The organism is Paenibacillus sp. J22R56 (assembly GCF_056269375.1).
The window spans coordinates 225,741-241,234 of the sequence record NZ_JBWDNV010000006.1 but is presented as its reverse complement, the minus strand read 5'-3'; the positions used below and the strand labels follow the sequence as shown (position 1 = coordinate 241,234).

General features: G+C 46.9%; 10 protein-coding genes. 7 read left to right on the top strand and 3 right to left on the bottom strand.

The genetic code is table 11. The annotated features are described in order from the left end of the window. The first annotated feature begins 5 nt into the window (after positions 1-5). From AC0YNT_RS16140 to AC0YNT_RS16125, 4 genes are read left to right on the top strand one after another with little or no spacing between them, the layout of a single operon-like run. Positions 6-1,817: a hypothetical protein gene (locus AC0YNT_RS16140; protein ID WP_475805537.1), complete on the top strand. Its 1,812-nt coding sequence runs from the start codon at positions 6-8 to the stop codon at positions 1,815-1,817. Continuing rightward, positions 1,793-2,887 (top strand): ATP-binding protein, encoded by a 1,095-nt coding sequence (locus AC0YNT_RS16135; protein ID WP_475805536.1) that lies wholly within the window; start codon positions 1,793-1,795, stop codon positions 2,885-2,887. Before AC0YNT_RS16140 ends, AC0YNT_RS16135 begins: the two co-directional genes overlap by 25 nt. Further along, positions 2,845-5,187, top strand: a complete 2,343-nt coding sequence (locus AC0YNT_RS16130; RefSeq protein ID WP_475805535.1) for a DUF5682 family protein — start codon at positions 2,845-2,847, stop codon at positions 5,185-5,187. The genes AC0YNT_RS16135 and AC0YNT_RS16130 overlap by 43 nt, the downstream gene beginning before the upstream one ends. A gap of 3 nt (positions 5,188-5,190) precedes the next feature. Then, positions 5,191-6,426, top strand: coding sequence for a VWA domain-containing protein (locus AC0YNT_RS16125; RefSeq protein WP_475805534.1), 1,236 nt, complete (start codon positions 5,191-5,193; stop codon positions 6,424-6,426). An 88-nt stretch (positions 6,427-6,514) separates the two neighbouring features. Here the strand turns inward: AC0YNT_RS16125 and spoVB are convergent, their stop codons facing one another. Beyond that, complete coding sequence (spoVB, locus tag AC0YNT_RS16120; RefSeq protein WP_475805533.1) at positions 6,515-8,062, bottom strand: stage V sporulation protein B; 1,548 nt, start codon at positions 8,060-8,062, stop codon at positions 6,515-6,517. A 166-nt stretch (positions 8,063-8,228) separates the two neighbouring features. Here spoVB and AC0YNT_RS16115 point away from each other — a divergent pair, with 166 nt between their 5' ends. Continuing rightward, positions 8,229-9,581 (top strand): PepSY domain-containing protein, encoded by a 1,353-nt coding sequence (locus AC0YNT_RS16115; RefSeq protein ID WP_475805532.1) that lies wholly within the window; start codon positions 8,229-8,231, stop codon positions 9,579-9,581. A 65-nt stretch (positions 9,582-9,646) separates the two neighbouring features. On the opposite strand, the gene AC0YNT_RS16110 is transcribed toward AC0YNT_RS16115, so the two are convergent. Further along, entirely contained in the window at positions 9,647-10,564 is a 918-nt protein-coding gene (locus tag AC0YNT_RS16110) for an AraC family transcriptional regulator (RefSeq protein ID WP_475805531.1), read from the bottom strand. Between the two features lie 174 nt (positions 10,565-10,738). Here AC0YNT_RS16110 and AC0YNT_RS16105 point away from each other — a divergent pair, with 174 nt between their 5' ends. After that, positions 10,739-11,929, top strand: a complete 1,191-nt coding sequence (locus AC0YNT_RS16105) for a sugar efflux transporter (protein WP_475805530.1) — start codon at positions 10,739-10,741, stop codon at positions 11,927-11,929. 79 nt (positions 11,930-12,008) lie between these two features. Then, complete coding sequence (locus AC0YNT_RS16100; RefSeq protein WP_475805529.1) at positions 12,009-12,989, top strand: aldo/keto reductase; 981 nt, start codon at positions 12,009-12,011, stop codon at positions 12,987-12,989. Between the two features lie 49 nt (positions 12,990-13,038). Here the strand turns inward: AC0YNT_RS16100 and AC0YNT_RS16095 are convergent, their stop codons facing one another. Continuing rightward, positions 13,039-15,393, bottom strand: a complete 2,355-nt coding sequence (locus AC0YNT_RS16095; RefSeq protein WP_475805528.1) for a glycoside hydrolase — start codon at positions 15,391-15,393, stop codon at positions 13,039-13,041. Between the last annotated feature and the right edge of the window lie 101 nt (positions 15,394-15,494).

The following is a 15,494-nucleotide window of genomic DNA, read 5'->3' as shown; positions in this document are numbered from 1 at the left end:
CCAGCATGAGCGTAAATGTATTACTAGACTTGCAGCAGGAGGTCCGCCGGTTGTTCGTTGCCGGAAGTGCCTTGGCAGAAGGGGATTTGCGGCTGTCGAAGCTTCTCCCACCCTTGCGAAAAGCCGGAGAAGCAGCGCCGGTCTTTAATCGTTTGGCTGATTCAGCAGAAGGTCTCTTAACGGCACCTCGCATAGAAAGTGCTTCAAAGCTTCTGGAGCTTGCAACACTTCTTAGCGCCATTTTATATACGCAGGGAAAAACAGATGTTTCTGGTGAGCAGCAGCCTTTGAAGGGTCTTGGTCTTGGTTTAACGACAGACATTACCTACCGAAGATTACATCCGCTGCTCGAAGCTTTAACGACCAAAGGCTCCGGCAGGCTGGAGCAGCTCAGGCAAGCTTATGAAGACAGGAGCTACCTCGACCTGCGAGCGCTGCCTGCAATTTGCCGTGCACTTGATGACGTGTATGCGGAAATTCCTGATTTTTTGCAGCAAAAGCTAATTCCCGAATTTGGCTCGGCAGCCGTACCCGTTCTAAGAAACCAGCTTGATCTGCAAGGTGGAAAGGGAGATGCGAGACGTCTGCAGCTTCTTCACAGCAGCTTGGGGGAAGAGTCGCTCGAGCTCGTTCTGGAAGCAGGTTCTTCAGGATCGCCAGACCTTAAAGTGGCAGCAATTGGACTGCTGAGTGGATATGACGGGCAAGAACCATTTCTGCTCGAGCAAAGCCGTGAGAAAAGAAAGGAAGTCCGCGAGGCTGCCTATTTTGCTTTATCCCAATTGGACTCTCTGCCAAGTCAGGACCGGTTATTCGAGGCTGTAACGTCCAAGGATGCTGAACTGGTTGTTGATCCAATACGAAAGTGCAAGGCACTTGATCTTCATAAACGGATAATTGATCACGCCGATATACAGTTTGACCGTTATTTGAATAGTGAGGGCAAGGACAAGAGTAATGCGCTTCAGCAGCTGCATATTAATCTCCGTTGCTTGAACGGGAATGGTCATGCACTCTCGAATGAGGCTTTCCCTTTACTTGGCAAGCTTCTAGCGACAGACGAATTTATTACAGCGGAATCCGAGGCAGTGCAAGAGTTAGCTGCAGAGCTGCTTCTAGAGTTGAATGCAGAGCCTGCTGATCGGTTTACAATTGGTCTGCACTCAGCTTATAAAGGAAAATTTATCGGTTACAGCTTCCGCGCTGCATATAGGCAATTGTCAAAGGCTGAGCTTTACGATCGTTATGCTGATGCGATCAAGGGGCGGTCAGCTTCGGCAAAGCTCCTTCAGGCTGCCTTGCAGGAAGTGGCACACGGTCAACTAGCGGATGAAGATTATGATAGTGCGGCGGCTGTACCTGTTGATGCTTGGGATCCTCGGTGGGCGAAAACGTTAGCCGCGCAGGATCTGACCGAGCTTGTATGCATGTTCACTCATAAAGAGGATCGTGAGGTAACGACTTATCTGTTGTCTAAGTTGAAAGACGGCTCACGGGTGAATGATTATCGAACGCAAAATGTACTGCTCACCTTATTCCGAATCGGTTATAAAGAGGCAAGTGAGTTGTTCATGAGTATCTTGGAAAATAAGTCTTCACGCAGCTTTTATTACATCGATTGGCGGATGAAGCTGCTCTTCTCATCGATGCCCAAAAGCTATATACCGCGCCTGCGCGCATTCACAGAAGTGCTCACTTATGCAGCAGTTAAAAATGAATTGCTGGAAATCGTTGAGGCGATGGAAGCATTGCCTGACGAACCGGCAGGGGAGAGTGGAAAAGGAGTATGGGCATGGATCAAAAACAAAATGTATTAAGATTGCCTGCAGAACAGTTGTATTCACACGAGCTTGAAGCACTAAAAGCAGCTGATAAGGATAATGTCAAACCAACTGGCTGGCAGTTATCGCCTAAAGCAGTGTTTACATTTATCACTGGAGGAGAGGCAGGTAAGACGGTCATTACTCCAAAATATATCGGGAACAAACGACTGGTGGAGATGGCTATTGCCACTTTACTCACAGATCGTGCTCTACTCTTGATTGGGGAACCAGGTACAGCAAAATCTTGGCTGTCTGAGAATCTAACCGCAGCTATTCACGGTGATTCGTCCAAGGTTGTCCAGGGTACTGCTGGCACAAGCGAAGAGCATGTCCGTTATTCCTGGAACTATGCACTTCTCTTAGCGCAGGGGCCTTCCGATCAAGCGCTGATTCGCAGTCCAATTCTTCGTGCCATGGAGGGCGGCGGTATTGCGCGATTCGAGGAAATCTCGCGTTGCGCTTCCGAGGTGCAGGATGCGCTGATCTCCATTTTGTCCGAGAAGACGATCTCAATCCCAGAGCTGGGACGCGAAGTGCCGGCTGAGCGCGGATTCTCGATTATAGCTACGGCCAATACACGTGACCGTGGAGTTAATGAAATGTCTGCTGCATTAAAACGCCGGTTCAACATTCTTGTGCTTCCGGCTCCATCAAGCCTCGATACGGAGATTGATATTGTTCGCCGCCGTGTCAGCGAAATATCTGCCAGCTATGAACTTCGTTCTTCACAGCCGGATGACGAGTCAATTCGCAAGGTTGTTACGATTTTCCGTGAGCTGCGGAATGGTTTGACGCTGGATGGCAAAGAGAAGGTCAAATCACCAAGCGGCGTCATATCCACGGCCGAAGCCATCTCCCTCCTGACAGGCAGTATGGCACTTGCCGGAAGCTTTGGCACGGGTGAACTATCTGATGATGATATTGCGGCTGGCCTGCAGGGAGCGATCGTTAAGGATGATACGAAGGACCAGCAGGTGTGGAAGGAATATCTCGACAATATTATGAAAAAACGGGGGGCGTCATGGCGAAGCCTATACAACGCTTGCACGGAGATGAACGGTTGAGTGATGGACCCCATTATTTTGGCGTAAGGCATTTGTCTCCTGCCGGTTCTTATCATCTTCTCGCCCTCCTTCAGGAGGTAAAGCCCACAGCCGTATTAATTGAAGGTCCTAGTGACGCAGGTATATTGGCAGAACAGCTGACAGCTCGAGGTGTTGTTCCGCCGGTTGCGATGCTTGCTTATACCGATCGGCTGCCCGTTCGCACGCTATTGTATCCGTTTGCCGAATATTCACCGGAATATCAGGCGCTGCAATGGGCCAGATGGAATGATTGCCAAGCGGAGTTTATCGATTTGCCGACTGAAGTCTCGCTTGCGCTCGCTGACGTGAAATATGACTGGAAACCTGTCAATGATGAGAGCAGCCAGGAGCAGCCAGAACGGTCTGTCGACCTATACTCTCGGATAGCCGAGTTATCCGGGGAACCGGACTATGAAGCTTATTGGGAGAGGCATTTCGAGCATCATTTACAGCCGGATACGTATCGCAGCGATATTAGGCATTATGCAGAAGAGATGAGAGCCTTAACGGAAGGCGATGAGCAGCGACTGACGCCTAATGCTTATGCATATAACGAAATACGCGAAGCTTACATGCGGAGAAAAATCCAGGAGACAATTACCGCCGGGCATAAGCCTGACCGGATTGTTGTCGTGAGCGGTGCTCATCACACATCAGCGCTTTCCCTAGCGCTTCCTGCGATGACAGATGCTGAGCTGAAGAAGCTGCCACGTGTACCTGCTAAAATGACACTAATGCCTTATTCCTATTATAAATTGTCATCGCACTCTGGTTATGGAGCCGGCAATCAGGCTCCTGCTTATTTCACTTTGCTGTGGCAATGCATGAAGCAAGGGAAGATGGATGAATTGCCAGCCCTATACTTGTCCTCGGTTGCTGCTCAAATGCGTGAGCAGGGAACCTGGCGTTCAACCGCATCTGTCATTGAAGCCGTTAGACTAGCCGATGCGCTCGCTTCCATGCATGATGGTCTACAGCCAACATGGAAGGATCTGCGGGATGCGGCAACGGTACTCTTTGGATTTGGAGAATTTTCGGTCGTTGCAGAGTCACTTGCTAGAGTGGATATCGGTACCACGATCGGAAGTCTCCCTGAAGGAGTCAGTCAAACCCCTGTTCAGGATGATTTGAACCGTGAGCTTAAAAGGCTCAAGCTGGAAAAGTATAAGACGCTAGTTGCAGCAGGATTGGAACTCGATCTTCGGGAGAACAGGCGAGTGAAATCCGAAGAAGCCGCTTATCTGGATTTGAATCGTTCTGTATTTCTACATCGTTTGGAGGCGCTGGGCATTCGGTTCGCCCGTAAGCAGCGTGTCAGCCAGACTGATGCTACTTGGGCAGAGCATTGGGTACTGCAATGGTCACCGGAAGCTGAGATTGAGACCGTAGAGTCGACCTTAAAAGGGGAAACCGTGGAGCTTGCAGCCGCTTATGTCATTCATGAGGAGCTGCTCGCATGCAGCAATATCGCGGACGCGGCCAAGCTGATCCGCAAGTCCTGCGAATGTGGTCTTCCGCAAGTAATGGGGCAGGCAACCAGCTCCCTTCAAGCTCTAGCAGTTGATGCTGGCAGCTTCGAGCAGATTGCGGAAACCGTTCATGAGTTGTCCGTTCTGTTACAATACGGTTCGATCCGGAGAATCGAGACGGAAACACTGGTACCTATCATGCAGCAATTGTTTTTGCGTGGAACCCTTATGCTGCAGGATGCCGCAGGCTGTAACGACGATGCCGCGGCTGGAATGCTTACGGCCATTCATGCGATGGATGCCGCGGCTGGCGAGCATCACCAGGAGTTGGATGGTCAGTTATGGATGACTAAGCTGAAGGAACTCGCGGAGCGCGACGACCGCAATGCGAAGCTGTCAGGCTACGCTTTCTCGATTGTTCTGGAGCGGAATGAAGCTGGCGAAGAAGACTGCGCAAGGGAAGTGTCGCGGCGGCTGTCGCCCGGCATTCCGGCAGATATCGGCTCTGGCTGGTTTGAAGGAATGTCCATGCGAAACCGATATGCCCTGTTATCCAGAGACTACTTATGGCGGCAGCTTGACGCTTATGTTCAATCGCTCGAAGCGGAGCCGTTCAAACGGTCGCTCGTTTTTCTCCGCCGGGCATTCGGCGGGTTCGAGCCTCGGGAGAAAGCGGCGATTGCGGAACTGTTAGGTGATCTATGGGGCACTGGCGCTGAGGATACTGGCTCAGCGCTGCAGCAACCGCTTAACGAAGAAGAGAAGGAGCAGCTGGATGAACTTAATGACTTCGACTTTGGAGATTTATAGCCTATGACGACAAGCGATCAGGATCAGATCAGACGTTGGAGACTTATATTGGGAGCAGCTGCTGAGCAAAATTTACAAGGTGCTGGTGGTCCAGCAAGTGGATTTCAGTTAAGCGATGAGGACCTGCTGATGGATGAAGCGCTGGCAGCTATTTATGATGGAACGCCGGATGGCGGCACAGGCGCAGATCTTGGAGGAAATGGTGCTGGAAGTCGATCAAAAGCACGCTCAGCTGGACTTGGATCATCGTCACCAAAACTAGCCAAGTGGCTTGGCGATGTAAGAACCTTTTTCCCACCGGATATTGTATCCGTCATTCAAGCAGACGCAGTGGAACGGAAAGGGTTAACCCAGCTGTTATTTGAGCCGGAGCTGCTGTCTCAGGTGAAGCCTGATATTGGAATGGTTGCCACCTTGATGACGCTGCGCGGACAAATTCCAGAGCGTACAAAAGAGACGGCAAGAGCGCTCGTTCGTGAAGTGGTTGATGACATTATGAAACGGCTTGAGCAAGATCTTACCCGGGCCGTGATAGGCGCACTCAACCGCAGACAGCACTCGCCACTTCCTTCAATAAGTGGTCTGGACTTCCGCACAACGATCCGCAAAAACTTGAAGCATTACGACCGAGAGCGTCAACTGATGATTCCGGAGAAGGTATACTTCTTCGACCGTGCCCGTAAGAGTAAGGAATGGACGGTTATCCTGGATATTGATCAGAGCGGATCCATGGCTAACTCCGTTATATACGCTTCACTAGTTGGCTCGATCTTTGCAAGTATGCCATCACTGGATACGAGAGTTGTCGCGTTCGATACGGAAGTTGTGGATTTGAGCGAACAGTGTGCAGACGATCCGGTTGATATGTTGTTTGGTATTCAGCTTGGCGGCGGAACGGACATCAACAAATCTCTTATCTATTGCGAGCCATTTATTACGGAGCCGAAGAAATCCATCTTTATCCTCGTCTCTGACCTCTATGAAGGCGGCAACCGGACAGAGATGATTCGTCGTTTAAGAGAAATGCACGAGTCAGGGGTTAAGACGATTTGTCTGCTGGCTCTGTCAGATGACGGTGTCCCGTCCTATGACGAATCCGTGGCGAAGAAGCTTGCCCAATACGGCATTCCTTGCTTTGGCTGTACGCCAGACAGATTGCCCGAACTGATCGAAGGCGCGCTAAAAGGGATGGATCTGCAGCAGTTTGCTCAGCGGATGGGGGAGAAGGGGAAAGGCTAGTAAAATAGTTAGTAATAAAAGAGGGACTGCCCACCAATAGTCGATGACTAGTGGAGCAGTCCCCTTTTTTTAACGAATCGTCATAATCTCATGGCAGCGGAATAACCCGCCGGAAGCTTTTCCAATTAATTGTATTAGTCAGCATGAGGGTGAAGAAATAGAACAGCATGGATGCGACAATTGAGGCGACAGTACTCCAAACCATCGTCCAGCCTTGATAGGTAAAGTAATGCATAGTCCATCGTCCGCAGAGTGCCATCATGACCATACATAATCCAACCTTGATGTAAGGATCTACCCGCCAATAAAAACCGATCGAGCTTGATATCGAGAAGAAATTAAGCATCATCTGCAGGACCATGCCAATCCCGATGCCAAATGCGACACCTACGATTCCGAATTGGCTGCCAAATACAAAGATCGAGACTGCCTTAAAGGCAGTGGAAATAACAAAATTCCAGAGCGCAGCATTGGTGCGGCCAAGTCCAAGCAGAATCGCATGCAGCGGTGCATCAAAGTAATGAAAGAAAAACATCGGAGCTAATATTTGAAGCAGCAGACCGGCATCTGGAGCATTGTAAATGATCGTGGTCAACGGAGTAGCCCATTGGAATAAGATAACGGTAGCCGGAGCGCCTACTAAAAGCCCAACAATCATAGCTTGATTCATGCGTTCATGGATTAGTAAACTGTTCTTACTGACTGCAGCTTCGCTGATGGCAGGTACGAGTGCTGTGGACAATGAATTCGTAATAAAGCTAGGCATAAATAGAAGCGGAAAAGCGTACCCGGCCAGCAGGCCAAACTGCTTCGTTGCTAAGGCCGTACTGATGCCGGCAAGAGCTAGGCTGGTTGTAATAAGTAACGGTTGAAAAGCGCTGTATATCGAGTGAATCGCACCTTGACCAGCCGTTGGTAAACCGAGATGAAGCAGCTCGGATAGTGTACTTCTTCCATGCTTAATGTGGCTTTTCCACGTTTCGCCAGCTTCTTTTTTCTCGCCATAAAGCTTGTAACTAGCCGCGAGGAAGAGAAGGCTGATCATTTCACTAACGACAGAGGCGGCCATAGCGCCTGCAGCTGCATAGGCTACGCCGTAAGGCAGGAGCAGGTGGACTAATGCCAGAACGCACGCGATTTGCACCGTATGTTCTAGAACATCGGATGCGGCGATTGCCTTCATCTGCTGCATGCCGCGGAAGTAGCCTTTGAGTACCGCCGAGACGGCAACAATTGGCGCTATTGGGGTAATGGCAAGCATCGCATAATAAGCCCGCTGATCACTCAGTAAGATGGAGGCGATCCATTCAGAGCCAAGCAGTGAGAATGTTGTGAGCGTTACGCTTAATACGGAAGTAATGGCGAGTGATATATGCAGAATCCGTCTGATTTTCGCGCGGTCGCCTTGTTCATTCGCCTCGGCCACTAATTTGGAAATCGCCACAGGCAGTCCAAGTTCTGTTATGGTAATAACTAACGGAACAAGCGGATGTGCCATCATTAACAGACCAATGCCTTCCGCACCAAGAGCACGGGCAATGTACATTCCGCTAATAAAACCGAGAATCCGGTTAATGAAAGCGGCAGCCGACAGAACTAACGTACCTTTTACAAATGAAGATTTGGGTTGTGCCATGCGATCCTCCTGAGAAACAATCGAATACTTAAGTGTATTCATCGATTGGAAAAGCATGCGAACAAGCTGATTGGTTAGCTTTACTAGCATAATTTAGTAGATGACATCTATACGGAGGTAACGTTTAATAGGAGGGACTGCTTATTAGAAATGGGGACTACTAAACTTGAATCAGGCTAGAATTTACAAAGTTATTTCAATTATATTGGCAATCGGTTTGATAGGAATCATGGTGCATGGACATTCGTTACATAAAAAATTGAACGTATACGAGAAAGAAAAACTCCAAGATACACGGACATGGTTACATATGCAAATGATGTATACAGAAGTGTTGGATCGTGAACTGGCCAATGTTCTAGCCTCCAATTCTTCTTCCTATTACAAGAAATATTTGAAATCTGCTTATGACACAGCTTCTTATATGACAAAATCGTCCTGGTCTAATCCACCTTCAGTTGTATTTAGTGATTTTCAGTTTAATTATGCGGAGTCATTTTGGAGAGAAGCAGCGAGTTATTTAGGGTACTTAGCAGATGATGAAGCAGATACACTATCTGAGGTTCAGCGTCAGAACTTGCTGGAAATGCGGAACTACACACTCAAAACAATTCCGGTGATGCATCAAATGTTCAAGGATGTGTTATTTGCTCCGCATGTAACGGAAGTTCCTTCTGAGGAGCTGAGTCAACTCCTAACCTCTTTAGCAACAGAACTAAAACCTTACCTCACATTCGGTAATAAGGAACCTTTGTTTAATGAGTACCTTTACAGATTACATCCTTATCAGCCTCGTGATCAGACTCCAGTGTTTCATTCAGACAAACGATTCTCTAAATCTCAATTGCAAGCTAAAGTAACCTCATTTATGGATTTGCTTTGGATAGATACAGGTGATAATAAGGTTACGTCCAGTGGAGGAAGCTCTGCACCCGACTTTGGAGACAGCCTTAAGTTCTGGTCTGGCAACGGTAAAAAAATGTTCTATGAGGTTGAAGTTAGTGTTGCAGGCGGGCATATCTTACGTATTTATCCAGCTGAAGACGAGCCTAAGAAGCTTGAAGATGGCAAGCTTACTTCGAGCGAGGCCATGCAGTTGGCCCAATCTCTCGTCACTGGCTGGGGAGAGGCTCCACTAGTTGTCGATCATACTTCAACAAAAGGATCTGTCCTATATGTAACCTTTGTTCCTCAAGTTGGAGGGGTTCATAATACGGACGCACACCTGGATGTTTCCATTGATATGGCAAAAGGGATCTTGAACTATTTTGATTCGAGCATCTATTATTTGAATAAAGATCGAATTGCCAAATCGGAAGCAACAGTGACACCAGAGGAAGCGTTAAAACAAGTTAATGATCAAATGGAAGTTACAGGTGATCCAACATTGATGAAACGTAATGGGAAATTGGTGTACTCTATTGCTGTAAAAGGTTATGAGAAGGTTACAAAGGTCTATATTAACGCAAATACCGGAAAACAAGTTGATATTGAGTATGAAAGTGAATGGTCGAATTAAATAGATCGCAAAAAACCTGCATGCCCTTAATGGCATGCAGGTTTTTTGCCCTTACGCTTAGCTATCTAAGCGTGAATCCTTTGATCTAATATCGCTTTCAACCGTTTGATATCTTCCCTTGGTGGAAAGCCAAACATACGGGAATATTCACGGCTGAACTGGGACGCACTTTCATAGCCGACTCGGAACGCCACTTCAGCAGCATCTGCTAATTCGGTTAATAACAGGTGCCGGGCTTCCTGTAGACGCAGCCTTTTCTGAAATTGTATGGGACTCATCGCTGTGATCTCTTTGAAATGTCTATGAAAAGTAGAGACACTCATGCTTGCTGCGTCTGCAAGTTCTTCAATTCGTAAGGTCTGATCAAAGTGTTGAATGATTTGCTCGATGGCGTCTTTGATTCGATAGGTGCTGCTGCCTTCCATGGCAATTTGTGCCAGCGCAACTCCATTTGGCCCTTGCAGCAGTTTATATAAAATTTCTTTGGTGTAGATCGGTCCGAGGTAAGCAATATCCTCTGGTTGTTCCAGCAATCGAACGAGTCGAAGGACGGCATCGAGTAAAGAGGACTCAATCTGGCCGACGAACATAGCACGGGAAGCATTATCTTTTGAGGTGATTTGAAGATCGGAGTCATTCATTACCTCTAAGATTTGATTTTGCGTGAAGTCTAATCTCAAGCTCAGATACGGCGCTTCGGGGGATGATTCGACAATCTGGCCAATTACCGGCAAGTTCATAGAGGTAATCAGGTAGTCGGCAGGACCATACTCGTATCGTTCCTGTCCCAGTAATAACTCTTTCTTCCCTTGCGCCAAGAAACAGAAGGCAGGCTTGTATATTCTATGGAGCTGCTCCGTTACAGTCGAACGTTGAACAAAATAAAGGGACGGAACAGCTGTCTCGTAAACGCCGTCCTGATCGGAAAAACTTCTGATTCGCTGGGCAATTTCATTTCGCTTTTGCTCGATGGTTTCAGACATACATTCACTCCGTTCCACAACTTCATTACTCGTTACATTATAAAGCAACATTCACCTAATGAGAAAGTGCTGTGAGAGGATTAGGCAATCATATGGGAAGATAGGGATATTGTTCTCTATTTCATTTGGTGCATAATAGGAGAAGCTCAAAAAAATCGAAAGAGGGCACATCACTTGTACATCCGTATTAAAAACCTGTTTGCGATCAAAGGCTACCGTTTATTTGTCCTATGTATGCTGCTATTAGGGACCGGAATATCGATAACATCACCGTATCTATCCCTTTACGGTACAGAAGTATTGGGGATGAGCACAGGAGCCTTTGGTGTATTTATGGCGGTTAGTTCCTTAAGTGGTGTTATAGTCAATTCACTGATTGCAAGGCGCTCGGAAAGAGGAATGGATCGAAAAAGAATTATAATTCTAGCTACAGTCTCTTCCGCATTAGCTTACATTTCGTACTTATTGTTCCATAATTATTTTGTTCTCATCATCATCGTTACTTTATTTAATGGGGTGGGGGCTTCTACCATTCCGCAGCTGTACGCCAGCGCGCATGAAGCGGCATCAGACAGCAAATCGGATGATAAGACGTTCGCTATCTCTACCATGCGTTCGTTGTTTTCACTCGGATTCCTAATTGGACCATTAGGCGGGGCAATTCTGCTGGGAGCTCTGGATTACAAGGGGCTTTTCTGGGGGACAGCTATTATCTACTTGATTATTGCATCACTTGTACTCCTGTTTCTGCAAAAACGAGTATATAGTAATACGAAGAAAATCAAATTAAAAAACGTCTCCTTTTTTAATAACAAAGGGATTAGGACGCCTGTTATTGCTTTTATTTTTCTGTTTGCTATTAATGCCATTAACAGTATCAATACGCCATTATTTATTGTGAATGAATTGAAGGGATCACATACGGAAGTTGGGCTAGTGGCGAGTATTTGTGCCGGCCTGGAGATCCCTATTATGATTGTACTTGGGGCTTTGAATCGCAAAATATCGAACAAAGTGCTGATGATCAGCGGCTGCATAATAGCAGTTTTATATTATGTGATTCTAAGTGTATCGAGTCAATCTTGGCAGTTGATAGCGGCACAGCTCCTGCAGGCGACGTTTGTTGCCATTGTTATGGGTAATGGGCTCAGTTATTTTACAAGTATGCTGCCTGATTGTCCAGGGCTCGCAACCACGTTTTATGCTAACAGCTCCACCATCGGACGATTAGTGGGGAGTCTAGGAGGCGGCTTCCTTGCTCAGTTTATCGGGTTTCGTTATGTAAACTTGGTATGTCTCGCAATTGCTGTCCTGACCTTCTTTATCTTTTGGAAAATAAGACGCCAGGAAGTACTCGTCCAATAAAAGGACTTGACCTGGAGTTAACTCCAAGTGAGATAATATAAAACGATGAACCAATATCAATCAGAAAGCAGGGATACATATGGAATATGTGAAATTAGGAAATACGGGGTTAGATGTTTCCAGACTATGTCTTGGATGTATGAGCTTTGGTGATGTCGATAGATGGAATCATCCGTGGATTCTTGATGAAGAGAATAGCCGTCCTATTATTAAAAAGGCTTTGGACCTGGGAATCAATTTCTTTGATACAGCGAATATTTATTCTACTGGAGCAAGTGAAGAAATTGTTGGTCGAGCGCTCAAGGATTACGCTAATCGGGATGAAGTCGTCATCGCTACAAAAGTTTTCTTCCGTATGCAAGAAGGACCTAATGGTGCCGGGCTTTCCCGCAAAGCCATTATGACTGAAATTGACAATAGTCTTAAACGTCTTGGAACAGATTATGTAGATCTGTATCAGATTCATCGTTGGGATTACAATACACCGATTGAAGAGACGATGGAAGCTCTGCATGATGTCGTTAAAGCAGGTAAAGCAAGATACATCGGGGCTTCTGCCATGTATGCTTGGCAATTCCAGAAGGCACTGCATGTCGCTGAGCAGAACGGCTGGACGCGCTTTGTTGCGATGCAGAATCACCTCAACCTCATGTATCGTGAAGAAGAGAGGGAGATGATGCCGCTTTGTAAAGAAGAAAAAATCGGTGTCATTCCATACAGCCCGCTCGCATCTGGACGATTGGTCCGTGAATGGGATACGGTTACGCATCGATCACAAACCGACGCAGCGCAAAAAATGAAGTATGACTCATCTGCTGACGTGGATCGGTTGGTAGCAGATCGTGTTGCTGTAATCGCAGAGAAGCGTGGCATTCCTCGTGTACAAGTTGCTCTTGCTTGGCTGTTGCAAAAGGAACCAGTGACGTCTCCGATTATTGGCGTAACGAGCAATGCACAGCTTGAGGAGATAATTGGCTCAATTGAGGTTACGTTAACACCGGATGAGATTAAATTCCTCGAGGAGCTGTATGTTTCTCATCGCGTAGTAGGCGCATTGTAAGAATAAAATAAAAAGCTGGTTCCTTATCGGAGCCAGCTTTTTTGTGTGATTAATTGGTTGCCAGTAATTTTGCATTAGCTTCTGCATCAAACAGGGTGCTTTTCCCATCCTCGATAATGATCGCTGACTTTGCTTTCACGGATTGACCATCCTGAGCGACGGCATCCTTGTCAGAGAAATTGACAATCACCTTTAAATGATCACCATACTGCGCGCTTTGCACCAATCGGTCATTAGACAGGACCGAGAAATTAGTCATCTCTTGTGTAACAGCCTTGCTGTGGAAAGGGGACCATATCTTCAGAAAACCCGTAATGCTTGCTTTCTGCTTGTCCCAAGCTTCTGAATCCAGATGGTACAATGGCGGTGCGTTATACAACAGCTCATACAGCATTCGCTCTGCTTCTGCACCTTTGATTTTGTAGCTTCCCCATTCCCAGTGATTGGTTGTAATGATGGAATCATTATAGACCAGATTGTATAGGGGGAGAGAGAATGTTGGGTCAAGGTAGACTTTATCGTACAACGGTTTAATTGGCACCGCTTTGCTATAACGTTCCGGAACTCCTGTCATGGCATAATAACCGCCAACATAATACGGGCTGTCTTTATTTTCGCGCATATCAGGGTCTCCCCAGGCAATAATTGGGCTTTCTATCCCTTGGGCATAGGCGATTACGCTGCTTGCGTAGTCATTGCCGCCTTCGGATCCAACGACCATCTGTTTATCCTTCGCAAAATAACTAAGACGCTGGAGTCGTGCCTTCAAATCCTCCGCTTGTGTGGTGGTATGGCTTTGTGAGTAATCGTCGAAAATCTCACCTGTAGCATCACAGTCTACAAACCACGAATTGAATGCAATTCCTTCCTTCAGGATGCTTTCGGCTCGCTGCTTGACGCTTGGCATTGCGAGTGTTGGGTTCAGCTTGCGCCCACGGTTTAGAAAACCAGCAACTTTCGAACCGTCCTTGCGGGTAATAGTTGCTTGATCATACAAGGTTGAATCCGCGAAGGACGCGGTGTTCCAGGATGGATCCGGGTTCTCCTGAATGGAATGGTAAGAATCGTACGGTGCGATGAGATAACCATCTTTCACTGCCTCATCAACCATCTCTGGATTTATTAAGCCGTCTGCCCAGTTGGAGAGACCAATCCATGCTTTATCAATACCAGCTTCATGCATGTCTTGGATCAGCCCAGTTGAACCGGTTTGGCCCCAGCTTTTCAGATCAGTGGCAGCATCACCTAAAGCATCTTTTAGAAGAAGCTTATTTAATTCGTACAGCTTTTGTTCACTGAGGCTCGACCCCCTTTCTTGAATTAGGGCAGTGGCCTCTTTTCCTGGATCAGGGAACATGTCAACCGAGTAAAAATCCTTCATTCTGACAGCCTGATTAATCGCGTTCAAAATAACCTTCTTCTGATATTGATCCAGATAATCCTGCTTTGCAATCCGCTCAAGGGTATCGGCAAGCTCGTTACTGCCGTCGGCTGTTTCATCCATAAGATGCTTCAGCCATACACCCAATTTACCGGCCAGCACAGTCCTCATATTTGGCCAGTTCACATTGTCATCTGTCAGAATAGACGGGCTCCACAGATAAATTTGAGGTGCTCCATACAGCTTTTGAATATTAGGGTTTTGCAATGCTTTTTCTTCTAAAGTAACGAAGTTACCACTCTCAATGACGTAATTTTTGTAGGGCTGAACGACTTGTTGAGGGTCATTTCCCGTCACATACAGGCGGAAGCCATAGCTTTTGTCTGGATTAATCGATGGAAAATCATGCGTGAACTGCATTTGTACAGACGGCTCTGTATCGAAATGGACCTCGTCATTATATTTGTTGGTGACCAGATAAACCATCGAGAATGACTTATTGTTCAAGGCGAAGAAATCCATCGAGAAGGATTCGCTGAACGTATAGCTTTGATCCTTCAGAAATGTTCTCCAATCCTTGTCATCTGCAGGGATCTGCTTTCCTTCGCCCAGCGGCAGCATGTAGCTGTCAGCCTGTATAACTGGCCATTGGAACGAATCAGCTCCTATAGATTGAAGCTTAATATCGAGGTAATTATTTTTCTTGGCAATCGTAACCTTCATCTGCCCTGGGTAAGTCCAGGACACAGAATCATCGGTCTTAACCAGGTTGCTCACGTTGGCCTTCGGCAGAGGCAGGGATGCTTGTTCCCGTTCACCGTCTTTGATAATGGTGAGTGCGAAGGTTTCTGGATCTACCTCGAACTCAAATGGTTCACCTGCAGGTATTACGGGGTTTTGGACGGGTATAACAGCGGTCCCTGTCTCATTGGGTGGGGTAGGATTGTTTCCACTATTCGTACACCCGGATAATAAAGCGGCAAGCAGAGTAGATGTGACCATCCACGTGAATTTTGGTTTCATACTTGTATTCCTCCATCTCAAAATTTGAAATCGAGGTTATTGTAAGGGATGAATGTTACATCAATGTGCCAAAATCAAATAGAGATGGAGATAATGAAGGT

What these genes read in the sequence shown, in the direction of transcription:
- AC0YNT_RS16140 (WP_475805537.1), top strand. Translation starts at nt 6, where the DNA reads ATGAGCGTAAATGTATTACTAGACTTGCAGCAGGAGGTCCGCCGGTTG.
- AC0YNT_RS16135 (WP_475805536.1), top strand. Translation starts at nt 1,793, where the DNA reads ATGGATCAAAAACAAAATGTATTAAGATTGCCTGCAGAACAGTTGTAT.
- AC0YNT_RS16130 (WP_475805535.1), top strand. Translation starts at nt 2,845, where the DNA reads ATGGCGAAGCCTATACAACGCTTGCACGGAGATGAACGGTTGAGTGAT.
- AC0YNT_RS16125 (WP_475805534.1), top strand. Translation starts at nt 5,191, where the DNA reads ATGACGACAAGCGATCAGGATCAGATCAGACGTTGGAGACTTATATTG.
- spoVB (WP_475805533.1), bottom strand. Translation starts at nt 8,062, where the DNA reads ATGGCACAACCCAAATCTTCATTTGTAAAAGGTACGTTAGTTCTGTCG.
- AC0YNT_RS16110 (WP_475805531.1), bottom strand. Translation starts at nt 10,564, where the DNA reads ATGTCTGAAACCATCGAGCAAAAGCGAAATGAAATTGCCCAGCGAATC.
- AC0YNT_RS16100 (WP_475805529.1), top strand. Translation starts at nt 12,009, where the DNA reads ATGGAATATGTGAAATTAGGAAATACGGGGTTAGATGTTTCCAGACTA.
- AC0YNT_RS16095 (WP_475805528.1), bottom strand. Translation starts at nt 15,393, where the DNA reads ATGAAACCAAAATTCACGTGGATGGTCACATCTACTCTGCTTGCCGCT.